The 21,572-nt window shown below is 73.4% G+C and carries 20 protein-coding genes; 7 read left to right on the top strand and 13 right to left on the bottom strand.

Annotated features, from left to right (window positions below):
- Positions 1-6: 6 nt before the first annotated feature.
- From MUB56_RS22800 to MUB56_RS22810, 3 genes are read right to left on the bottom strand one after another with little or no spacing between them, the layout of a single operon-like run.
- Positions 7-873 carry a biotin-dependent carboxyltransferase family protein gene (locus MUB56_RS22800; RefSeq protein WP_244929300.1) on the bottom strand — a complete coding sequence of 289 codons (867 nt, stop codon included), beginning with the start codon at positions 871-873 and terminating at the stop codon, positions 7-9.
- Positions 870-1,499 (bottom strand): allophanate hydrolase subunit 1, encoded by a 630-nt coding sequence (locus MUB56_RS22805; RefSeq protein ID WP_244929301.1) that lies wholly within the window; start codon positions 1,497-1,499, stop codon positions 870-872. Before MUB56_RS22805 ends, MUB56_RS22800 begins: the two co-directional genes overlap by 4 nt.
- Positions 1,496-2,251: a 5-oxoprolinase subunit PxpA gene (locus MUB56_RS22810; RefSeq protein ID WP_244932458.1), complete on the bottom strand. Its 756-nt coding sequence runs from the start codon at positions 2,249-2,251 to the stop codon at positions 1,496-1,498. The genes MUB56_RS22805 and MUB56_RS22810 overlap by 4 nt, the downstream gene beginning before the upstream one ends.
- A gap of 120 nt (positions 2,252-2,371) precedes the next feature.
- Here MUB56_RS22810 and ccrA point away from each other — a divergent pair, with 120 nt between their 5' ends.
- The 3 genes from ccrA (at position 2,372) to MUB56_RS22825 (ending at position 6,215) form a co-directional block, all read left to right on the top strand.
- The gene (gene ccrA, locus MUB56_RS22815; protein WP_244929302.1) at positions 2,372-3,712 is read left to right on the top strand and encodes a crotonyl-CoA carboxylase/reductase; all 1,341 of its coding nucleotides are present in this window, start codon (positions 2,372-2,374) and stop codon (positions 3,710-3,712) included.
- Positions 3,713-3,840: 128 nt separating this feature from the next.
- Positions 3,841-5,076, top strand: coding sequence for a hypothetical protein (locus MUB56_RS22820; RefSeq protein WP_244929303.1), 1,236 nt, complete (start codon positions 3,841-3,843; stop codon positions 5,074-5,076).
- Positions 5,073-6,215 carry an AI-2E family transporter gene (locus MUB56_RS22825; protein WP_244929304.1) on the top strand — a complete coding sequence of 381 codons (1,143 nt, stop codon included), beginning with the start codon at positions 5,073-5,075 and terminating at the stop codon, positions 6,213-6,215. The genes MUB56_RS22820 and MUB56_RS22825 overlap by 4 nt, the downstream gene beginning before the upstream one ends.
- Here MUB56_RS22825 and MUB56_RS22830 read toward each other — a convergent pair.
- From MUB56_RS22830 to MUB56_RS22840, 3 genes are all read right to left on the bottom strand, one after another.
- Positions 6,193-7,251 (bottom strand): hypothetical protein, encoded by a 1,059-nt coding sequence (locus MUB56_RS22830; RefSeq protein ID WP_244929305.1) that lies wholly within the window; start codon positions 7,249-7,251, stop codon positions 6,193-6,195. The genes MUB56_RS22825 and MUB56_RS22830 overlap by 23 nt on opposite strands.
- Positions 7,251-7,730, bottom strand: coding sequence for a SigE family RNA polymerase sigma factor (locus MUB56_RS22835; RefSeq protein WP_244929306.1), 480 nt, complete (start codon positions 7,728-7,730; stop codon positions 7,251-7,253). The genes MUB56_RS22830 and MUB56_RS22835 overlap by 1 nt, the downstream gene beginning before the upstream one ends.
- A gap of 72 nt (positions 7,731-7,802) precedes the next feature.
- A complete protein-coding gene (locus MUB56_RS22840; protein WP_244929307.1) occupies positions 7,803-8,783 on the bottom strand; it encodes an EamA family transporter in 981 nt (326 codons plus the stop codon).
- A gap of 38 nt (positions 8,784-8,821) precedes the next feature.
- On the opposite strand from MUB56_RS22840, the gene MUB56_RS22845 reads away from it, so the two are divergent.
- Positions 8,822-9,361: a CGNR zinc finger domain-containing protein gene (locus tag MUB56_RS22845; protein ID WP_244929308.1), complete on the top strand. Its 540-nt coding sequence runs from the start codon at positions 8,822-8,824 to the stop codon at positions 9,359-9,361.
- A 4-nt stretch (positions 9,362-9,365) separates the two neighbouring features.
- On the opposite strand, the gene MUB56_RS22850 is transcribed toward MUB56_RS22845, so the two are convergent.
- Both MUB56_RS22850 and MUB56_RS22855 read right to left on the bottom strand, forming a co-directional pair.
- Entirely contained in the window at positions 9,366-10,142 is a 777-nt protein-coding gene (locus MUB56_RS22850; RefSeq protein ID WP_244929309.1) for an alpha/beta fold hydrolase, read from the bottom strand.
- Positions 10,143-10,152: 10 nt separating this feature from the next.
- The gene (locus tag MUB56_RS22855; protein WP_244929310.1) at positions 10,153-10,914 is read right to left on the bottom strand and encodes an endo alpha-1,4 polygalactosaminidase; all 762 of its coding nucleotides are present in this window, start codon (positions 10,912-10,914) and stop codon (positions 10,153-10,155) included.
- A gap of 31 nt (positions 10,915-10,945) precedes the next feature.
- On the opposite strand from MUB56_RS22855, the gene MUB56_RS22860 reads away from it, so the two are divergent.
- Together MUB56_RS22860 and MUB56_RS22865 are read left to right on the top strand one after the other, a co-directional pair.
- Entirely contained in the window at positions 10,946-11,455 is a 510-nt protein-coding gene (locus tag MUB56_RS22860; RefSeq protein WP_244929311.1) for an SRPBCC family protein, read from the top strand.
- A gap of 7 nt (positions 11,456-11,462) precedes the next feature.
- Positions 11,463-12,365 (top strand): hypothetical protein, encoded by a 903-nt coding sequence (locus MUB56_RS22865; RefSeq protein WP_244929312.1) that lies wholly within the window; start codon positions 11,463-11,465, stop codon positions 12,363-12,365.
- A gap of 171 nt (positions 12,366-12,536) precedes the next feature.
- On the opposite strand, the gene MUB56_RS22870 is transcribed toward MUB56_RS22865, so the two are convergent.
- Positions 12,537-15,116 (bottom strand): invasin domain 3-containing protein, encoded by a 2,580-nt coding sequence (locus MUB56_RS22870; RefSeq protein WP_244929313.1) that lies wholly within the window; start codon positions 15,114-15,116, stop codon positions 12,537-12,539.
- A 44-nt stretch (positions 15,117-15,160) separates the two neighbouring features.
- Positions 15,161-18,067, bottom strand: a complete 2,907-nt coding sequence (locus MUB56_RS22875) for an invasin domain 3-containing protein (protein WP_244929314.1) — start codon at positions 18,065-18,067, stop codon at positions 15,161-15,163.
- Positions 18,068-18,440: 373 nt separating this feature from the next.
- On the opposite strand from MUB56_RS22875, the gene MUB56_RS22880 reads away from it, so the two are divergent.
- On the top strand, positions 18,441-18,617 hold the full coding sequence (locus MUB56_RS22880) for a hypothetical protein (RefSeq protein ID WP_244929315.1): 177 nt from the start codon (positions 18,441-18,443) through the stop codon (positions 18,615-18,617).
- Positions 18,618-18,771: 154 nt separating this feature from the next.
- On the opposite strand, the gene MUB56_RS22885 is transcribed toward MUB56_RS22880, so the two are convergent.
- From MUB56_RS22885 to MUB56_RS22895, 3 genes are all read right to left on the bottom strand, one after another.
- Positions 18,772-20,016 carry an HNH endonuclease signature motif containing protein gene (locus MUB56_RS22885; RefSeq protein WP_244929316.1) on the bottom strand — a complete coding sequence of 415 codons (1,245 nt, stop codon included), beginning with the start codon at positions 20,014-20,016 and terminating at the stop codon, positions 18,772-18,774.
- Between the two features lie 269 nt (positions 20,017-20,285).
- Positions 20,286-21,077 (bottom strand): class II glutamine amidotransferase, encoded by a 792-nt coding sequence (locus MUB56_RS22890; RefSeq protein ID WP_244929317.1) that lies wholly within the window; start codon positions 21,075-21,077, stop codon positions 20,286-20,288.
- Positions 21,078-21,383: 306 nt separating this feature from the next.
- Entirely contained in the window at positions 21,384-21,536 is a 153-nt protein-coding gene (locus MUB56_RS22895; RefSeq protein WP_244929318.1) for a hypothetical protein, read from the bottom strand.
- Positions 21,537-21,572 lie beyond the last annotated feature (36 nt).

Below are 21,572 nucleotides of genomic sequence, written 5' to 3' on the forward strand. Positions count from 1 at the left end.
CCGGACTCAACGGGGGGCGGGGACCCAGCGGAGGCGGAGCTGCTGGCCGGGGCGGGCCTGGGCGGCGCGGTCGACATCGGCGTCGACCACGACGCCGGCGACCGGGTAGCCGCCGGTGACGGGGTGGTCGGCGAGGAGGACCACCGGCTCGCCGCCCGGCGGCACCTGCACCGCACCGCGCCAGGCACCCTCGCTGGGCAGCTGGCGATCGGGGTCGCGGTGGTGGAGGGGCTCGCCGAGGAGCCGGATGCCCACCCGGTTGCTCTCGCCGGAGACGGTCCAGGCGGTGCTGGTCAGCCGGTCGGCGTCGACCAGCCAGGCGTCGCGGGGACCGCGGACCACGCGCAGCTCGACCACGTCGGGCAGGCGCGGCGGCGGCAGCAGGTCCGCGACGGGCGGCTCGCCCGTCCAGGCACCGACGATCAGCTCGTCGCCCTCGGCCAGCGGCTCCGGCCCCACGCCGGCGAGCACGTCGCGGCTGCGCGACCCGAGCACGGCCGGCACGTCGATCCCGCCGCGGACCGCGACGTACGACCGCAGCCCGACCGCAGGGGTGCCGAGGCGTACGACGTCGCCGGCCCGCGCGGTCGTGACGTACGACGGGCCGGTGTCGCGCCCGCCCACCCGGACCGGCGCGGGAGCACCGGTCACGCAGAGCGTCACCGACCCGCCGACGACCTCCAGCTCCAGCCCGCCCAGCAGCACCTCCAGGGCGGCGGCGCCCTCGGGGTTGCCGACGGCGCGGTTCGCGAGCCGGAGCGCGCCCCGGTCGGCCGCGCCCGAGCGCGCGACGCCGATCGCGGCGTGACCGGGCCGGCCGAGGTCCTCCACCAGAGTCAGCGGACCGGTGCGTCGTACCCGCAGCAGCGTCACGACCCGGCCTCGGTGAAGCGGACCTCCGCGCCGCGCTGCAGCAGCGCGGGCGGGTCGCGGTCGAGGTCCCACAGGCGCACCTCGGTGCGGCCGATCAGCTGCCAGCCGCCGGGCGAGGGGCGCGGGTAGACGCCACTGAACTCCCCCGCCAGGCCGACCGACCCGGTCGGCACCGTCGTCCGGGCCCGGTCGCGGCGGGGCACCCGCAGCCGGGGATCGCCCCCGACGAGGTAGCCGAAGCCCGGGGCGAAGCCGCCGAAGGCGACCCGCCAGCTGGTGCCGGTGTGGGCCGCCACGACCTCGGCCTCGCTGAGGCGGGTGAGGCGGGCGACGTCGGCGAGGTCCGGGCCGTCGTACACGACCGGGATCTCGACCGTCACGGTCCCGGGCGCGCCACGGTCCTGCGCTGCCGGGCGGACCGCGCGGAGCGCCTCGCGCACCCGGTCGACGGGGGCGTCCTCCGCGAGCACCACCAGCACGGTCTCCGCGGCGGGCACGACGTCGGCGACTCCGGCGGGGCGGTCGGCCTCCAGCGCATCGGCCCAGGCCAGCGCGCGCTCGGTGCTGCCGAGCTCGACCAGCACCGCGCGGTCGCCGTACGGCAGCAGGGTGGGGGCGGGCGTCACGCGAACGCCGCCACCCGCACCCCGGCGCCCGTCAGCCGGTCGCGGACGGCCTGCGCCATCGCGACCGCGCCCGGCGAGTCGCCGTGGACGCAGACCGAGTCGGCCTCGACCTCGACGACCGAGCCGTCGACGGCGACGACCGTGCCCTCCGTCACGAGGCGCAGCACCCGTTCCGCGACCTCTCCGGGGTCGGTGAGCAGGGCACCCTCCTGGGAGCGCGGCACCAACGTGCCCGCCGGCGTGTAGCCGCGGTCGACGAAGGCCTCACGGACGGTGCGCAGCCCGGCCCGCTCCCCCGTCGCGAGCAGGACCGAGCCGGGCAGGCCGAGCAGCGGCAGGCTCGCGTCGTACGCCGTCACCGCGTCGACGACGGCCGCCGCCTGGTCCGCGTCGTGGACGGCGGTGTTGTAGAGGGCACCGTGCGGCTTGACGTAGGAGACCCGGCTGCCGGCCGCTCGCGCGAGCCCGTCGAGCGCCCCCAGCTGGTAGAGCACGTCGGCGGTCAGCTCGGCCCGCTCGTAGGCCATGTAGCGGCGCCCGAAGCCGGCGAGGTCGCGGTAGCCGACCTGGGCGCCGATCCGGACCCCGTGCCCGGCCGCCACCTCGCAGGTACGACGGAGGGTCAGCGGGTCGCCGGCGTGGAAGCCGCAGGCGACGTTGGCGCTGGTCACCACGGCCAGCACCGCCTCGTCGTCGCCGAGCTCCCAGCGGCCGAAGGACTCGCCGACGTCGCTGTTGAGGTCCACGGTCAGGTCCACCGGGCCACGGTAGAGCCAGATAGGTCACACGTGGTCGCCAGCAGCGTTACCGACCGGTAATACTCGGTCAACTTTCTGGGCACTCCTCGACGACCCTGACCTGTAGGAGCCGATGTGCAGCACATCCTCGACGCCATTCTCGCTGGTGACACCGCCAGCGAGGACTTCGCGAACCTTCAGATCCCCGAGTCCTACCGTGCCGTGACGGTGCACAAGGACGAGGCCGACATGTTCGAGGGCATCGCCTCGAAGGACAAGGACCCCCGCCAGTCCCTGCACGTCGAGGAGGTGGCGCTGCCCGAGCTCGGTCCGGGCGAGGCGTACGTCGCCGTCATGGCCTCCGCCATCAACTACAACACCGTGTGGACCTCGATCTTCGAGCCGGTCTCGACCTTCGGGTTCCTGGAGCGCTACGGCCGGCTCTCCCCGCTCGGCAAGCGCCACGACCTGCCGTACCACGTGGTCGGCTCCGACCTGTCCGGCGTGGTGCTGAAGACCGGTCCCGGGGTGACCAAGTGGCCGCCCGGCACCGAGGTCGTCGCGCACTGCCTCTCGGTCGAGCTGGAGTCCCCCGACGGCCACAACGACACGATGCTCGACCCCGAGCAGCGGATCTGGGGCTTCGAGACCAACTTCGGCGGCCTCGCCCACATCGCCCTGATCAAGGCCAACCAGCTGATGCCCAAGCCCGCCCACCTCACCTGGGAGGAGGCCGCCTCCCCCGGCCTGGTCAACTGCACCGCCTACCGCCAGCTCGTCTCCAAGAACGGCGGCGACCTGAAGCAGGGCGACAACGTGCTGATCTGGGGCGCCTCCGGCGGCCTCGGCGGCTTCGCGACCCAGTACGCCCTCAACGGCGGCGCGAACCCGGTCTGCGTGGTCTCCAACGAGGAGAAGGCCGCGATCGCCCGCTCGATGGGCGCGGAGATGATCATCAACCGCTCCGCGGAGGACTACCGCTTCTGGAACGAGGAGGGCACCCAGCAGGACCCGCGCGAGTGGAAGCGGTTCGGGGCCAAGATCCGCGAGCTCACCGGCGGCGAGGACATCGACATCGTCTTCGAGCACCCGGGCCGCGAGACCTTCGGCGCGAGCGTCTACGTCACCCGCAAGGGCGGCACCATCACCACCTGCGCCTCCACCAGCGGCTACATGCACGAGTACGACAACCGCTACCTGTGGATGAACCTGAAGAAGATCATCTCCTCCCACTTCGCCAACTACCGCGAGTCCTGGGAGGCCAACCGGCTGATCGCCAAGGCCAAGATCCACCCCACCCTGTCGCGCACCTACACCCTCGACCAGGTCGGCCAGGCCGCCCTCGACGTCCACCACAACACCCACCAGGGCAAGGTCGGCGTGCTCTGCCTGGCCCCCGAGGAGGGACTCGGCGTCCGCAACCACGAGCTCCGCGCCCAGCACGAGAGCGCCATCAACCGCTTCCGCGGCGTCTGAGGCCCGCTCGCTCCAGCGTCCGCCCACCCCGGTCCCGGAATCGCCGGCACCGGGGTGGGAGCTTTTTAGGCGTCATCGGGGAGGATGGGACCGCGAGACTCCCCGACCGGAAGAAGGATGCTTCGACCATGAGCGACCAGGGCCTGTCCATCTTCGACGACGAGCCGGACCGGGAGCCGGTCGACGGCGAGAAGACCCAGGTGATCCCCGCGGTGGACCCGAAGCGCGCGGCGCAGACCGCGCCCGCGAAGGCCGCCGGGAAGCCCACGGAGAAGCCGGCGGCACCCGCGCAGGGCCGCCCGGTGATCCCTCCGGCCGCCCGTCCCCCCGCGGCCCCGTCCCGGTCCGCCGCCCCGCGCGCGACCTCGACGACGCCGTCCTTCCCCGTGATCCGGCGCAACGGCTACGACCCCGCCGCGGTCGACGGAGCCTTCACCCAGCTCGCCTCCGAGAAGGCCGGCCTGAGCGCCAGCCTGGCCGAGTCCGAGCGCCGGGCGGTCGCCCTCGAGGAGCAGCTGGAGGCGACCCGCCAGGAGCTGGCCGAGAACGCGAACCCGTCGTACGCCGGCCTCGGTGGCCGCGCGAGCGCGATGCTGCGGCTGGCCGAGGAGGAGGCCAACGAGATCCGCGACACCGCCGACCGGGACGCCACCGAGATCCGCGAGCAGGCGACCCGCGACGCCAAGGCGATCCGCGCCGACGCCGCCCGCGAGGCCGAGGACATGCGCACCGTCCAGCTCGCCGAGCTCGACGAGCAGCGCCAGCGGGCCAACGCGGACGCCGAGCAGGAGCGCACCCTGGCCCGCGGCGAGTCCGACGACCTGCGCGCGTCCGCGCGTCGCGAGTCCGAGCAGCTGCGCCTCGCCGCGCAGCAGGAGACCACCGAGCTGCGCACCACCGCGCAGCGCGAGGTCGAGCAGGCCCGCGCGGCCGCGGACCGCGAGGTCCAGGAGGCCCGTCGGATGCTGGCGGTCGAGAAGGAGCGGCTCGCCCGCGAGGCGACCGACTTCCACAACAGCGCGACGGCCGAGACCCGCAAGCTGGTCCAGGAGGCCGAGGAGCGCGCGACCGCGGCCGAGGAGCGGGCCCGCCAGGCCACCTCGCAGGCGACCCAGCACCGCCAGCAGGCGCAGACCGAGGCCGAGGCGCTGCTCAGCCGGGCGCGGCGCGAGGCCGAGCAGATCGTCACCTCGGCGCGCACCCAGGCCGAGTCGATCAGCTCCTCCGGCAACGCCGAGGCCGAGCGCGAGCTGGCCCAGACCCGCGCCGAGCTCGAGCGACTGCGCAAGCGCCGCGACGCGATCACCGCCCAGCTCGCCTCGCTGCGCGACGTGGTCGCCGGCTTCGGCGAGGACGACGCTTGAGCGACCAGGCCCCGGCCACGGCGGTCCCACCCGCGGACCCGGAGGGGCCGAGCGACGAGGCCGCGATCACCACCGAGGACCCCGACGACCTCGGCGAGCCCGGCCCACCGCTGAACCACCGGGCGCCGTTCTTCGTCGGCCTGGTCGGCGGGATCGGCTTCGCCCTGGCCTGGTGGCTCTTCGGGTTGTTCGAGCAGATCGGCTCGACGCTGGTCCTGATCATCGTCGCGTTCTTCATCGCCGCCGGTCTCAACCCGGTGGTGCTCTTCCTGGAGCGGCGAGGACTGGCACGCAGCGTCGCGGTGATGGCCGTGATCGTGGCCTTCCTCGGGGCGCTCGCCCTGTTCGTCGTGGCGATCGTGCCGGTGATCACCGACCAGATCTCGAAGATCTCCGAGAACGCACCCCACTGGCTCGACGACCTGCAACGCAACCGCCGCGTGCAGGACTTCAACGACGAGTACGAGATCCTCGACAAGCTCCGGGACTACGTCGCCAACGGTGACTTCGCGAGCGCCGTCTTCGGCGGCGCCCTCGGTGTCGGCCTGGCCGTGCTGGGCGCGCTGTTCAACGCCTTCATCATCTTGGTGCTGACGCTCTACTTCCTCGCCTCGATGAAGACCACGACGCACGCCTTCTACAGCCTGGCCCCCGCGTCGCGGCGCGAGCGGGTCACCAAGCTGGGCGACCGGGTGATCGCCGGCATCGGCGGCTACGTCTCGGGCGCCTTCGTCGTCGCCCTGTGCGCCGGTATCTCCTCGCTGATCTTCCTGTTCGTCATCGGCCTGGGCGAGTACGCCGTCGCGCTGGCGTTCGTGGTCGCCCTGCTCGACGTGATCCCGATGATCGGCGCGACCATCGGCGCGACCATCGTCACCGCCATCGCCTTCGCCACCGACGTGAAGACCGGGCTGATCTGCGCGATCTTCTACATCGTCTACCAGCAGCTCGAGAACTACGTGATCTATCCGCGGGTGATGTCGAAGTCCGTCGACATCCCCGGCGCGGTCACCGTGATCGCGGCCCTGGTCGGCGCGGCCCTGCTGGGCGTCGTCGGCGCGCTGCTGGCCATCCCGACCGCCGCGGCGATCCTGATGCTGGTGCGCGAGGTCTACGTCAGACGGCAGGACGCCCGGTAGGTCGGCCCCACCAGCCGATGAAGCCGACCATCCCCGTCATGCCGGAGGTACGCGGCCCGTAGAGGGTCTGCGGCACGAACCCGATGGTCCACGGCTCGAGCGTCGCGACGGTGAGCGACCGCCGGTCGCCGGGCTCGCCGAGCTCGGTGATCGCGGGGCAGGAGAGGTCGAAGACCCACTGCCGGTCTCCCGCCTGGAGCAGCACCTGCTCCAGGTCGAGTGGCTCGTTGCAGCTGCCGACCGGCGGCGCCGCGTCGTAGGCCCCCGCCTGCGCCAGCGCCCGGTCGGCTCCCAGCAGCTGCCCACCGACCAGCCGGAACCGGTGTTGGTCCTGCCGGTAGCCGCAGACCAGGAGGCCGTCACCGGTGTCGCCGACGGGCAGCTTCGCACTCGGCGCCCGCAGCAGCTCCGAAGGGCAGGCGCCACCGACCCGGGCCGAGGCGAGAATCCGCCGGCGCAGCGGCTCGTCCGCGGCGACCGTGAGCATGGCGCCGGCGACCTCGACGGTCTCCTGGACGGTCCCGTCGTCGAGCTGCACGGTGCCGGGCTCCACGTCCGCGCCGAGCCAGACGTACGGCGCCGACGAAGCGCGGAGCTGGCCGCCGCCGATGCACTCGTCGACCAGGCGGACCGGGCGGCCGACGTAGGGGGCCTCCGGGAAGTAGCCGCACACGTAGGGTGCCCCAGCGGTCCGCAGCGGCGCCGGTCCGTAGCCCCAGTCCGCCGGGACGTCCACGGCCAGGTCGTGCCACCGCTCGGTGCGCCAGCCGTCCGGCGCCATCGGCGTCGGGGGCTCGACGGGGTCGAGCGCCGTCGTCGGAGCGGGCGCCGGGGCCGGCGTCACCTCCTGCGGGCGGTCGAGAACCGTCGACACCCCGACCACCACCGCGACGGCGGCGGCCGCCGCCAACACCGCGCGGGTCCCCCGCCGTCGGCGGGCCGCCCGTTGCGCGCGAGCCACCAGGGGCGCGGTCGTGTCCACGCCGTCCGCGCGCGCCCGCAGGCCGTCGCGCACCAGCTGCTCGAGGTCGTCCATCACCGCTCCTCCTGGCTCGTCAGGGTGGCCCGCAGCGAGGTGAGGGCCCGGTGGACGTGGGAGCGGACCGTGGTCTCCGAGCAGTCCAGCAGCGCCGCGATCTCGGCGTACTCCAGGTCCTCGTAGAACCGGAGCACGACCGCCGCGCGCTGCTGGCGCGGCAGCGCGGAGCACATCCGCCAGACCGCGTCGGAGGTGTCGACCCCGGCCGTCGCATCGACGGCCGTGTCACGCACCTCGGCGACCGCGACCTCGCGGCGGCCGGAGCGACGCCACGACGAGACGTGCTCGTTGACGACCATCCGGCGCACGTAGGTGTCCGGGTCGTCGGCTCGGCTGACCCGCGTCCACTTCTCGCACGCGCGGGTCAGCGCCGCCTGGACCGCGTCCTCGGCGGCGTGCTGCGACCCGGTCACGAGGTAGGCGAAGCGGAGCAGCCCGGCGACCCGGGCCTCCGCCCACGCCTCGAAGTCGGTCACCACCACATCCATGCACAACACACGCCCCGGCGGGCGAGGTTGTTGCAGCCGACCCCGGACTTTCCCAGCGGTTCAGCCGAGCGCCGGCTCCTCGGCGCGCACGCGGCTCTCCCCCAGCTTCACTCCGACCACCCCGGCCAGGATCAGCAGGCCGCCCACGAGCTGGATCGGGCGGGGCAGCTCGTCGAGCAGCAGCCAGGCGAAGCCGACGCCGGCAACGACCTCCAGCAGCGCCACGAAGGACGCGAGCCGCGACCCGAGCCGGCGACTGGCTGCGATGCCGGTGACGTAGGCGATCGCGGCCGTGACCAGGCCGAGCACCGCGAGCGGGACCCACCAGGCGACCTCGCGGCCGGCGTACGACGTCGCGTCGGTGCTGGCCGCCATCGGCAGCAGGCCGACCAGCGCGAGCAGGCCGAGCGCCGTCGAGCCGACGACCAGCCCGCCGGCGGCGAGCGCGATCGGCGGCAGGCCGTTGGACTCGTCGGCCGAGATCAGGAAGTACGACGCCGCGCCGACCATCGCCGCCAGCGCCCAGAGCACCCCGGCGGTGCTGAGGTCGGCGCCCGAGATCAGGTCGAGCACCAGCACCAGCCCGAGGGCGGCCAGGCCCGCCCCGACGAGCGTGACCGGCCCCGGACGCTGGCCGTGGCGCAGCCAGAGCCAGACCACGACGGCCGCGGGGGCCGTGTACTCGATCAGCAGCGCGGGCCCGACCTGCATGTGCTGGACGGCGGAGAAGTAGCAGAACTGCGCGCCGGCGACCGCGAGCACGCCGTACAGCACGATGGTCGGGGCACTGCGGCGGACCAGGAACCAGCGTCCGCGCAGGGCGGCGACGCCGAACGGCAGCACGACCGAGGCGGCGAGCGCGACCCGGACCAGGGTCACCGAGCCCGGGGTCCAGCCGGTGTCGAGCAGCCCGCGGGCCAGGGCCCCGGACATGCCGAACGACATCGCCGACACGACGGCGAACACCAGCCCGGAGGCGAGCCGCGACCCCTGGGCCGCGCTCGGGACCACCGGGACGCCGTCATGAGTCAATGCGGTCATGGAACATGACGCTACGGGCCGTGGAGTAACCTGTCAACGTGGTATTCGCCCATGACACCGAGATGGCCCTGCAGGCGGCCGCGACGCTGGCCAACAGCGCCCTCGAGCCCGACACGCTGGAGTCCGTCGCCGACCTCGACGAGCTCTTCAGCCGCTTCGAGTACACCGGCCGGCACGAGCGCACCCGCGCCGAGCTCGACGAGGTGCGCGCCCTGAGACCCCGGCTCTACGACCTGCTGACCGCCGACCGCGACCGTGCCGTCGAGCTCGTCAACGGGATGCTCGCCGAGGCCCGGGCGCTCCCCCGGCTGGTGCGCCACGACCACTGGGACTGGCACCTGCACGCGGTCCCCGACGACGCCTCGCTCGCCACCCGGTTCCTGGTCGAAACCGCGATGGCCATGATCGACGTGATCCGCGCCGACGAGCTGTCCCGCCTCGACGTCTGCGCCGACGACGACTGCCTCGGCATCGTGCTCGACCTGTCCCGCAACCGCTCCCGCCGCTTCTGCTCGAACTCCTGCGGCAACCGCAACGCCGTCGCCGCCTACCGCGCCCGCCAGGCCGCGAGCAGCTGAGCGGTCAGGCGAGGAACCGCCGCAGCACCTCGAGGAACACCTCGGACTGCTCGGAGTGCACCCAGTGCCCGGCGTTCTTCACGGTGACCCTCCGGTTCTGGGGGAACCAGCGGTCCATGGCTGCGGCGTACTCGTCCTTGACGTAGCCCGAGGTCTGCCCGGCCACCCACAGCACCTTGCCGGGGTACGGCGCCGCGCCGGCCAGCTCGTCCTCCGGCCACCCGCCGAGCAGCGCGAGGTCGCGGTCGAGGACGGCGAGGTTGGGCAGCCAGGTCCAGCCGTCGCCCTCGCGGCGCAGGTTCTGCAGCAGGAAGCTCCGCACGGTCCGGTTCGGGACCGCCTCGGCCATGGCCTCGTCGGCGTCGCTGCGCCGCTCGAGAGCGTCCAGGTCCATCCCCCGCATGGCCGCGATGAACCCGCCGAACTCGGAGAGCCCGTGGTAGTCGACCGGCGAGATATCGACGACGCAGAGCCGCTCGACGAGCTCGGGGTGACGCAGCGCCAGCACCATCGCCGCCTTGCCGCCCATCGAGTGGCCGACCAGGGCGACCGGATCGTCGGCGCTGAAGAGAGCGGCGACCTCGTCGGCGACGTCGACGTAGTCGAAGCGATCGTGCCAGGCCGACCGGCCGTGGTTCGGCATGTCGACCAGCAGCACCCGGTGGTCGGTGGCGAGGGCCTTGGCGATCGTCGTCCAGTTCTTGCCCTGGCCGAACAGGCCGTGGCAGAAGGCGACCAGCGGACCGGACTCCCCCAGCGTCGTCGTGTGCAGGGCCGGCATGAGGTCGAGGCTATCGAGGGCAGTAGGCGCGCACGCCGTCCGGGCTCAGGTCCCGGTCGCGCAGCACCACCGCCGCCGCGGCGCCGTACGCCGCACAGGTCCGCTCGAAGTCCGGACGGCGGTACTCGATCATCAGCACCCGCCGGCCGTAGACGGCGGTGTAGCGACTGCACTCGTCGTACCTCCCGCACTCCTCGGCGACCGCGAAGTCGAAGCCCAGCCGCGTGCCCCGCAGGCCCGCGAGGTTCTTCTGCCCGACGGCGAGGCCGGCCCGGTGAGCGGCGCGGATGAGCAGCCGGGCGTACGCGACGGCGTGCCGCCTCCGGATCAGGCCACTGCTCCGGGTGAAGGAGTCGAGGTTGTCGAACTCCACCGCCTCGTACCCGTCACGCGCGCACCCTGCGGTCCAGCGCCCGACGATCCGGGCCAGCGCTCGGCGCTCGGCGGGCGTGCGCAGGTCGAGCAGCCACTCGCCCCAGGCCTCGTCCTCGACCAGCCGGCCGCGTCCGTCCTGGAGCAGCAGGTGGCGGCGTCGCTGCCAGAACCGCTTCTCGCCCGGCTGGGTCTGGAAGCCGTTGACGTAGCAGACGTCGTAGCGTCCCGCGGGTCGCGCGGTGCGGTCGCGCACCACGATCCCGACGTGCGCGGGCACCCCGCGGTTGCCACCGAGCTGGTAGTCGACACCGGTGCCGACCGGCAGCTCCTGCAGGCCGTACGACGGCGCCGGGGCGAGCAGCAGCAGGGCGACGAGGGCGAGCACGAGCCGGCGCATGCCCGGACGCTACCCGTGGCACGATCGACCCATGACCGACGCCATCACCGACGCCGTGACACGGATCGAGACCAGCCGGCTCGTCGCCGCCCCGCCCGCGGACGTCTTCGCGCTGCTGTGCGACCCGCAAGGCCACGTGGCGATCGACTCCTCGGGGATGCTCCAGGATGCCACCGGCGAGCCGGTGACAGCCGCGGGTGACAGCTTCGTCGTGCACATGGACCGGGAGTCGCTCAACGACTTCCCCGAGATGGGGAGGTACGACGTCACGGTCACCATCCGTGACTTCGAGCCGGACCGGCTCATCTCCTGGACGATCCTGGGCCGGATCCGCCCGCAGATCGGCCACGTCTACGGCTACCGCCTCGCGCCCGACCCCGACGGGAGCGACGGCACCGTCGTCACGTCCTTCTACGACTGGGCCGACATCCACCCGGACTGGGCGGCCGCCGGGATCTTCCCCGTCATCTCCGAGGGCGCGCTGCGCGGCACACTTGGCATCCTCGACCGCACCGTCCGGCGCGGGTACGTCCGGGGCTGACCGCGTCGTGCGGGTCGAGGTCGCGGCCCGGACCGCGCTGCGCTTCGAGGACGGCACGCCGGTGCGCGCCGCCTCCGGCGTGGTGGAGTACGACACGGGCTGGCTGGTCGTCCAGGACGACGCGACCCACGCCTGCCTGCTGACGACGCCGACCGCTGCCGGCACCCCGCTGCGCCTGCTGCCACCGGTCGACGGTCACGACTCCTTCGACGAGGCGGCCGGCACCAAGCACCTCAAGCCGGACCTGGAAGCGGCCTGCGCCGTCGGCCCCGGCGCCCTGATCCTGGGCTCCGGATCGACGCCGGCCCGGATGCGCGGCGTACTGCTGGCGCGGCCGGAGGCCGAGCCGCTGACGGCCGACCTCTCCGGGCTCTACGCGCGAATCGGCGCGGCCCTCGCGGTCGATCCCGAGCAGCTGAACCTCGAGGGAGCGTGCCGGGTCGGGACCGCGCTGCGCTGGTTCCACCGGGGCCGCCCCGCGGCCGGACTCCCGTCGGCGGCCATCGACGTACCTCTCGCGGCGCTGCTCGCCGCCGTCCACGGCGACCTCGACCCCACCGCCGTCCCGCTGTCAGTCCCGCAGCTGCTCGACCTCGGTGACGGACTGGCCGTGACCGACGCCGTGACCCTCGACGCCCACACCGTGCTGGTCAGCGCCGCCCTCGAGGACAGCCCCGACGCCTACGACGACGGCGCGGTCCTCGCCTCCGCGCTCGCGATCCTGGTCGACGGCCGCCTCACCGACCGAGTACTGCTGCCCGAGCTCGACGGCCGGGTGGCCAAGGTCGAAGGACTGGCGGTGCGCTCGACCGACTCGACCGACCCGACCGGCGTACGCCTGCTCGCCACAGTCGACGCCGACGACGTCGACCTCCCGTCCTGGGCGCTCGACCTGCGGCTGCGACTCTGACCGAGTGTTTCTAACCAGGTGGAACCGTCCTGTCCTGGCCGGGGTAGGAGCCTCCCCGCGCTAGGGGGGTCGTCGATCCCCTCGGGCGCGAGGAAGGACCCACAAGGAACGCGACCCGCCCACCACCGCCCGAGGATCGAGGGCGTCACGACCACTGACCCTCGTCCGGCCTCAACGGCGCTTCTTCGCCCGGATCGTGTACTTCCCCCGGGTGGTCGTCGTGTTGCCGGCCCGGTCGACGGCGGTCGCCTGCCACGTCACGACCGTGCGCTTGCGCGACTTCCGCTTGGTGGTCACGACCTTGCAGGACTCGACGCCGGAGAGGGCGTCGGACGCCCGGCACGCGAGCCGCCGGACCTTCGGGTACGTCGCGCCGGAGCGCGCGCCCCGGACCGCGACCTTCGGGGCGGTCCGGTCGATGTTCACCCCCGGGGTCGTGACGGACCCCACCGAGCCCAGGGTGTCGGTCACCGAGCGCGTCACGACCTGGTTTCGGCCGTCCGCGGCCAGCTCCACCGGGACCGGGCACGCCGTCGTCAGGGGCAGCGTCCCGGTGCACACGAACGTCACCGTGACCGGGGTCCGGAACCACCCACCGCGCGCGGGGCCCGACGAGCCGAGCGCTGCACTGAGGGCTGGGCGGGCGTACGGGTCGGTGACCAGCTCGACCGCCGGTGTCGAGGGCGTGCCTGCGCCCGTCACCACGGCGTGGATGCTCGCCACACCGGGCGTGGCCGACCCGGTGAGCGTCGCCGAGTAGGTGCCGTCGCCGTGGTCGGTGACGGGCCCGAACAGGTGCGACGGATCCGTGCTGGCGAACGACACGGTCAGGCCCGGCAGCGACGGCTCGGTCGAGCCCAGGCGGCGGGCCACCGCCAGGACCTCGGTGGTCGCGGCCCCGGTCCCCAGGATCGGGTCGATCGCGCGGACCCTCACCTCGTAGCCGTCGGTGGTCACGTCGGTCCCGACCAGGGTCGGGGCACCCGCGTCCGCGACCGCGGGCTCCACGGTCGCGCTGCCCGGGGTCGTCGACCCGGACAGGGTCGTCGTGTAGGTGCCGTCACCCCGGTCGACGACCGCGGCGAAGGACTGACCCGCGTCGGTGCTGGTGAAGGAGACGTCGAGATCGGTGAGCAGCCGGCCGCTCGTGGAGCGGGCGGTTGCCGTCACGGGCACGGAGTCGTCCCCGGTCGCGACCAGCGACGTGAGCACGGGCTGGACGGTGACGGCGTAGCCCTCGGTCGTCACCTCGGCGCCGTACGACGTCGCGCCGGCCGAGCTCGCGCCGATGGTCGCGGAGCCGACCGTGGTCGACCCGGTCAGCGTCACCGAGTAGGTGCCGTCGCCGTGATCCGTCACGGCGCCGAAGGCGTGGGTGGGATCGGTGCTCGTGAAGGACACGTCGAGGGCGTCGAGTCCGACGTCGCCCGCGGTCATCGCCGTCGCTCGGACCGTGACCTCGTCGGTGCCCGTGCCGACGAGCAGGTCGGTCACGGGCGCGACCCGGAGCTCGTACCCCTCGGTGGTGACCGAGGTCGTCCCGGACACGTCGTGGACGCGGAGGCTGCCCCGGGCCGTCGCGGTGACCGTGGCAGCTCCGACGGTGGTCGACCCGGTCAGGGTCGCGGAGTAGGTGCCGTCGCCGTGGTCGGTCACCGGCCCGACGGACTGGGCCGGGTCGGTGCTGTCGAAGAGCACCTCCAGCGCCGGAACCTTGGTGCCGTCCGCAAGGGTGGCGGTCGCGGTGACCGTGGTCGAGTCCTCGCCGGTCGAGACGAGCGTGGCGTCGGCGACGCCGACGGCGACCTGGGTCACCGGTCCGGCGTCGTAGCTGATGGTCACGCCCGAGGCGACGGTGCGGTCGGCGAGGGAGATCGTGCCGCCGTCCGGCACCAGGCTGGAACCGCCACCACCGCCTGCTCCGTAGTACTGGCCGGTGCCACCCCCGCCACCGCCGTAGACGCCGCCGCCCCCGCCACCGCCACCGCGGAACGGCGCTCCGACGTAGCGAGCGGCACCACCGGCGCCGTACGTGCCGGCGTTGCCGTTGCCCCGGCCGGGGTTGACGTAGGAGCTGTCGACGCCACCCGCGCCGCCGGCGGTCTCGCTGGCCGCACGGCCTCCGCCCGAGGTCCCGCGGACCCCGGCGTAGTCGGGCGCCGACGCGCCCGCGTCCCCGCCGGCCAGATCGACGTTGGTGGTGCCGTCGGCGGTGAGGCCGGCCCCGCCGCCGCCCGCGGCGACCACCAGCCGGGAGGCCAGGGCCGAGCACCCGGTGTCGGACTGACCGCAGGTGCGCACGTCGGTGGCGCCGCCACCGCCGGAGGCGGTCGCCGTGCTGCTGGCGACCGGCTGGCCGCCGCCGTTCCAACCGGCCCCGCCGGCGAAGCCGCCGCCGCCGACCCGGACGTGGAGGCGGTCGCCCGGCTCGACCGACAGCTCGGCCGTGACCCGGGCGGCCCGCCCGCCGCCGGTGGTCGGGTCCACCGCCCCGACGGCACCACCGGGAGCGCCGACCGCCACGACCTCGAGCTCGTGGATGCCGTCGGGGACGACGAAGAGCTGCTCGGCGCCGATGTAGGAGAACGTCACCGTGCTCGCGATCGCCCGCTCGGCGGGGAGGTACGTCGGGTCGGCCGCTGCGGCCCCGGGTCCAGGCACCGCGGTGAGGGCGAACGCCGGTGCGACGACGGCGAGGCTCACCCCGGCGCGCAGCAGTCTCGACGGACGCAGGCGGGTGCGGAGGGACATGCGGGCTCCGGATCGTGAGGAGAGGGAATCAGGGACGCCCGCGGTCATCGACGGACCGCCTTGCGGATGGTGTAGCGGCCCGCGGAGGTCGCGCGGTTGCCGGCACGGTCGACGGCGATCGCGGTCCAGCGCACGACGCGCCCCTTCGCGGAGCGCGAGGTCTTCGTGGTGACCCGGCAGGTTGCGACCCCGGAGAGAGCGTCGGTCGCCCGGCAGCTCAGCTTCCGAGCCCGGGGGTACGACGCTCCCTTGCGGGCACCGGTGACCCGGACCCGGGGGGCGGCTTGGTCGATGCTCACCGCGAGGCTCGTCACCGACGTGGACGACCCCAGGCTGTCGGTGACCGACCTGGTGACGGACTGGTCGCGACCCTGGCCCAGCACGACCGGCGCCGGGCAGGCCGCCGTCAGCGGCAGGCTTCCGGCGCAGGTGAACCACACCGTCACCGGTGAGCGGTACCACCCGTTCCTGGGCGCCGCGGTCGAGGTCACCGAGGCGGTCACGACCGGCTTCAGGTACGGGTCGGTCACCAGCGTCGCAGGCACCACTTCGGGGGTGCCGGCGCCGGTCACCGCCGCGGTGACCACGGCGGTCCCGGGGGTCGTCGAGCCGGTCAGCCGGACCGTGTAGGTGCCGTCACCGCGGTCGCCGACCACGCCGAAGCCCTGCCCCGGGTCGGTGCTCGTGAAGGAGACCTCCAGGTCCGACAGGTTCCGACCGCTCTCGGACCGGGCGCGCGCCGTCACGGTCCGGGTCGCCGACCCGGTCGCCAGCAGCCGCTCGGAGATCGGCAGCACCGTGAGGGTGTAACCCTCGGTCGTCACGGTGGCCGGGTCCAGGGTGGGCTCGCCTGCCCCGGTGACCGTCGCGGTCACGGTCGCTGCTCCCCGGGTGACGGAACCCCGGAGGGCAGCCGAGTAGGTCCCGTTGGCGCCCTCGGTCACCGCCCCGAAGGTCTGGGCGGGGTCGGTGCTGGTGAACGAGACCGCCAGCCCGCCGAGGCGTCGTCCGCTCGTGGTCGCGGCGGTCGCGGTCACGGGGGTGGTTTCGTGGCCGGTCGCCACGAGCGTCTTGCTCACGGGAGCGACCGTGACGGCGTAGCCCTCGGTCGTCACCGTCGCGGGCGTCAGGGTCGGCGTACCGGCCCCGGCGACGGTGGGCGTCACGGTCGCGGTGCCCACGGTCGTGGAGCTCCGGAGGGTGGTCGAGTAGACGCCGTTGCCGCCCGCGGTCACGCTGCCGAGGGCTTGGGCGGGGTCGGTGCTGGTGAAGGAGACCGTCAGGCCGTCGAGGCGCCTGCCGCTCGTCGTGGCGGCGGTGGCGGTGACGGGGGTCGGGTCGAGACCGGTGGCCACGAGCGTCTTGACGACGGGGGTCACCGTGACGGTGTAGCCCTCGGTCGTCACCGTCGTGGACGTCAGGGTCGGCGTGCCTCCTCCGGTGACGGCGGGCGTCACGGTGGCGCTCCCGGGGTTCGTCGACCCCTGGAGGGTGGTCGAGTAGGTGCCGTTGCCCTGAGCCGCGACGGTCCCGAGGGTCTGGGCGGGGTCGGTGCTGGTGAAGGAGACCGTGAGGCCGTCGAGACGCTTGCCGCTCGTCGTGACGGCGGTCGCGGTGACGGTGGTCGAGTCGGCTCCCGTGGCCACGAGCGTCTCGGCCACGGGGGCCACCGCGACGCTGTAGCCCTCGGTCTCCACGTCGAGGGTGCCCAGGACGTCGTGGGCGGGTGTGCTGCCCGCGGCGGTGGCGGTGACGGTGGCGGTGCCGACGGTGGTCGAGCCGGTGAGGGTCGCCGAGTAGGTGCCGTCGCCGTAGTCGGTCACCGGGCCGAAGGACTGGTCGGGGTCCGTGCTGCTGAAGGTCACCCCGAGCCCGGGGAAACGGGCGCCGCCGGCCGTCCGGGCCGTGGCGATGATCGTCCGGGTGTCCGTGCCGGTCGCGACCAGGGCACCGGCGCCCGCCTCCGCGCGGACCAGCACCTCGGTGACCGGGCCGAGGTCGTAGGAGATGGTCAGCGAGGCCGTCGTGCCGCGCTCGGCCACCGTCGAGGTGCCGCCCGCCGGGACCAGGCTGGAGCCGCCGCCACCGCCGGCGCCGTAGAACTGGACGAGGGAGCCGGCGCCGCCGCCGTAGAGCCCGCCGCCGCCGCCACCGCCGCCGCGCAACGAGGTGCGGCCGCCCGCCCGGATCGAGTCACCGCCAGTGGTGAACGTGCCGGTTGCGCCGTACCCGGCGTACTCGGAGGTGTCGCTGGTGCCTGGACCGCCCGCACCGCCGGCCGTCGCGGTGCCGGGGGCCCCGCCGGTCGCCGTACCGCGACTGCCGAACGTCAAGGACGCGCCGGACTGCCCGGCGTCCCCGCCCGGGACGTAGCCGCGCGGGTACCCCGAGCACGAGGGGGCGGTGGCGCAGGCGTCGGCGACACCCGCTCCGCCGCCGCCGGCGGCGATGAGCACGCGGGAGCCGATGGAGTCGCACCCCGCGACCGCCGCCGGGCAGGTGCGGACGTCGCTCGCGCCGCCGCCACCACCGCCTCGCGTGTTGGACTGGGAACCCTGTCCCCCGCCGTTCCAGCCTCGGGCGCCGCCGGCGGCGCTGCTGCCGCCCTCGCCCCCGACCCACAGGTAGAGCGTCTGCCCCTCCGTGACGGCGAGCGATCCGGTCACCACCGCGCCCCGCCCGCCGTGCGAGACGACGGAGTCGATCCCGTCGCCACCGGCCGCCCCCACGGCCTCGACCTGGACCTGACTCACTCCCTCCGGCACCGTGAACGTCTGCTGGGTGCCGGTGAAGCGGTACGTCGAGGCGTAGAGGTGGGGGCCGTCCGCCGGCACCGGCTCTGCCGGCACCGGCTGCGCCGCCGCTGGGGCCGCGGACGCCAGCCCGAGGGTGACGGCGGGGGCGAGGACGGCGAGCACGAATGCGACGCAGGTCGGGCGCAGGCGGGACATGCACACTCCGAAGTGGTAGGCCAAGACCCCGTGACCCTAGTTTTCCCATGGCCCGGTGTCCGGCGTTTGGTCAAGCCGGGTTCGGCTCCCGGCAACTGACCTCGGCGAGCGACCGGAGTCGCGCGGGAACCCACCTACCGCTTCGGGATCGGGACCCTCTCGATCGGCTTGCCGACCTTGTCGATCCGGTGCTCGGGGTTGCCGAACCGGTCGGTCCAGTCGTTGCCGCGGGCGTGGTCCTCGGGCGTGGCGCAGGTGGAGACGGTGATGTAGCCGCGAGTGGTCTTCTCCCCGGCTTGCCCGGGACCTCGGCCCGCGGCTTGCGCAGGGACTCCGCTGAGCGGAATGACACCCAGCGGTTCTGGTTGATGACGTGGACCTAGCGCCAGCGGCGGGCGGCGGATCGATCCTCGTGTTCGCCGCTCGCGATGTGGCCCTGAAGGTCCGATCCGTCGCAGCCAGCACGTCGTACCGCGACAACCCTGCTCCGGTCGCGATGAAGATCCCCGAGCAGGCCGAGATGCTCTTGCCACTCCCGACGAGCGACTAACGCTGGGGCGGTCGTCGGCTTGGCTGTCACTAATGCGACATCCAAGTTCTCAGTCGAGAACACAGTTGAGAGCGCTGCCAACCCACAGCCCATCACCATCAGGCTGCGTCCGCGATCCTCACAGTCCCTTTCACCGCCAATGACGCACATCGGCCTACGTCCGCCTGTGGAAGCGGACGCCGCCGTCGGGGAGCCGCTCGGAGGTGCAAGTCGGGTCGTGGGCTCGATGATGGTGGTGGGAGCAGAGCAGCATCCCGTCGGCCAGGTCGGTGCGCCCGCCGGCGGCCCAGGGGGCACCGGCGTGATGCGCCTCGCACCACGGCGCCGGGACCCGGCAGCCCTCCGCGCGGCACTCGCGATCGGTCAGGGCCAGGGCGCGGCGCTGGACGCGAGTGAAGAGGCGCTGGGAGCGGCCGAGGTCGAGGACCTCGCCCTTGCCGCCGAGGACGGCCGGGACGAGGTGCGCGGTGCAGGCCAGACGACGCGCTTCGTCGGCGGTGATCCGGTCGACCGAGTCGCCCGGGGCCGGGTTGCCGAGGGTCGCGGTGCCGAGCTCCGCGCGGAGCGACTCCAGCGACATGGTCACGACCAGGGTGGTGGCGTCGCCGCCGTGGATCGGGAGCCGGGTGGGGTCGAGGGTCTCCAGGAGCTGGCAGAACGCGCGGGCGGCCTTCCGCCCATGCGGAGTCCGCCGCGCCTCCGCTGGTTCGGGGTCGGCGTCGTCGCGGCGGGGGTTGGTGAAGGCATGCAAGTACGTCGCCAGTCGCGCCGCAGTGGCGTCCGGGATCAGTCCGGTGATCCGCGTGGTCCCATCACCCAGCGACCGCAGCCCGAGGCGCATCCGCTGCTGGGCGGAGGCTTCGAGGTCGGCCAGGTGCCGGGCCTCGACGGCCTCGGCAATCTCGGGGGCGACGACGTCGAGGATCCGACGACCCAGGCGGCGCAGCTCGATCGGGTCGAAGCGCGCGGCGTACGCCACCAACGCGGCCTCGGCCTGGTCGAGGATCGCGGCGTCGACGTCGGCCGGCAGCTCGGCGAGAGACACCGCGATCGCCCGGGCCTGGTCGAGGTTCACCTCACCCTCACGCACCGCCGTTGCCAACACCGGACGGTCGGCCAACGCCAACGCGAGGCGCAAGTCGGCAGCGCAATTACCACGACGACGCCGCGTCGCGGCCGCGGTCCAGGCCCCGATGTCTCGGGCGCCCGACTCCTCCGCGACGTCAGAAGCGTCGGCGGTGACCCGCAGCCGCAGCTCGCCGACCCGGTCCTCGATCGCGGCGAGCTCGACCAGGGCGGCGGCCTTGTCGGGGGTGGTCATGAACGCCGGGTTCACATCGGCGACCGACTTCAGGGCACCGTCAATGACCTGGGCGGCGACCCGGATCGGGTGGTCCATGCGAGCCTCCGAGAGCTCCACAAACGGTGCGGGATGATGCTCCAATTCTACTCGAACGCACGTTCGAACGCGTGGGTCTTCCACAGGCCCCCACACGTCGTCCGTCGTGCATCGTCCTTGGTCCGATGGTCGCGCGGCATCGACGCACGCGATCTGCCGCTCGGCACCCTCACGACAAGGTGCGCGACACCCCGGCAGGCAGCCGGGAGGATGCTGCGACGTCCCTCACTCAGGCGCGCGGGACGTCCGCAGCGGACTAGGCACGGGACCTAGGCCGGTTCGAAGTCGTGTAGCTCCTCCGCACCCCCGCGGACCGTGATGGAGGTCGACTCCGGGACCTCGCGCCAGGCGCCCCGCAGGTCGCCCAGTGGCTCAGAGACCACGAGGCGGGCATCGTCCGACAGACCGTGCAGCATCGGGTTGTCGGGATACTGGTGGCGCAGGGTCGAGACATCGGTGCTGTGGAACAGGGAACGCGAGCGCCCCTCGCTGGAGTAGCGAAAGGCCCACACGGTCTGGCCGTCCGTGGTCGCCACCGTCATCTGCACCGGGAACGCCACTCCGTGTCGCTGCGCCGTCTCCTCGATGCAGCCGACCGCGCGGGCCACCGCGGCCGGCGGGTCCTCGGCCAACCCGAACGTCAGGGCCAGGAAGAAGAACAGCTCCGAGTCCGTCGAACCCTCGATCGAGGGGAACAGGTCAGGGTCGACCGTCACCAGGAGGTCCCGCTTCAGCGCCGCGAAGCCGTCGAGGTACCCGTTGTGCATCCACAGCCAACGACCGTGCCGGAACGGATGGCAGTTCGTCTGCTGCACCGGGGAACCGATGGAGGCACGGATGTGCGCGAAGACGAGCGGCGAGGCGACGTGCGCCGCCAGTTCCCGGAGGTTGCGATCGTTCCAGGCCGGCTCGGCACTGCGAAACACCCCTGGCGTCTCCGTGCTGCCGTACCAGCCCACCCCGAAGCCGTCCCCGTTCGTCGGCTCCGCACCCAGACGGGAGTGCAGGCTCTGCACGACCAGGGAGTTCTGCGGCTTGTACAGAAGGTCCTCGATGGACACGGGCGAACCCGAGTAGGCGAGCCATCGGCACATCGTGTCCTCCACGGAAGCCGACGCGCCCCTGCAGACCTTCCGCCTGCCGATCGCCGGCGTACTCAGCATGGCCTCGACGGAGGCGCAGCGGATCATCCATCGCGGGTGAGTCACCGAAGGCGCAGATCGTGTCCAGCCCGGATGGTCCGTTCATCGGTCCACCGCCGACGCTCCGGATCGAGGGCGGGGTCGACGAACCGCGTCCACAGCGGATCCTTCGACCCGGCTGCCTGCCACTGGGCGCATCAGCCTGTGGAGGACAACGTGAGGCCGTTACTCGCGGGGGTTCGCGTCCGCCGCGTCGTTCTCCGAGTCGTCGTCCGTGGGGTTCGCATCGCCCTCCTCATCGGGCGAGACGTTTGGTCCGTCCCAATCGTCGCCGAAGCGCCGGCGTCCGCCGGCCCCGTCGTCATCCTCGAACGTCATCGTGGTCTCCTTTTCCGAGCCCGGCTGCCCGGACGA

Source organism: Nocardioides sp. W7, from assembly GCF_022919075.1.
Lineage (GTDB): Bacteria > Actinomycetota > Actinomycetes > Propionibacteriales > Nocardioidaceae > Nocardioides.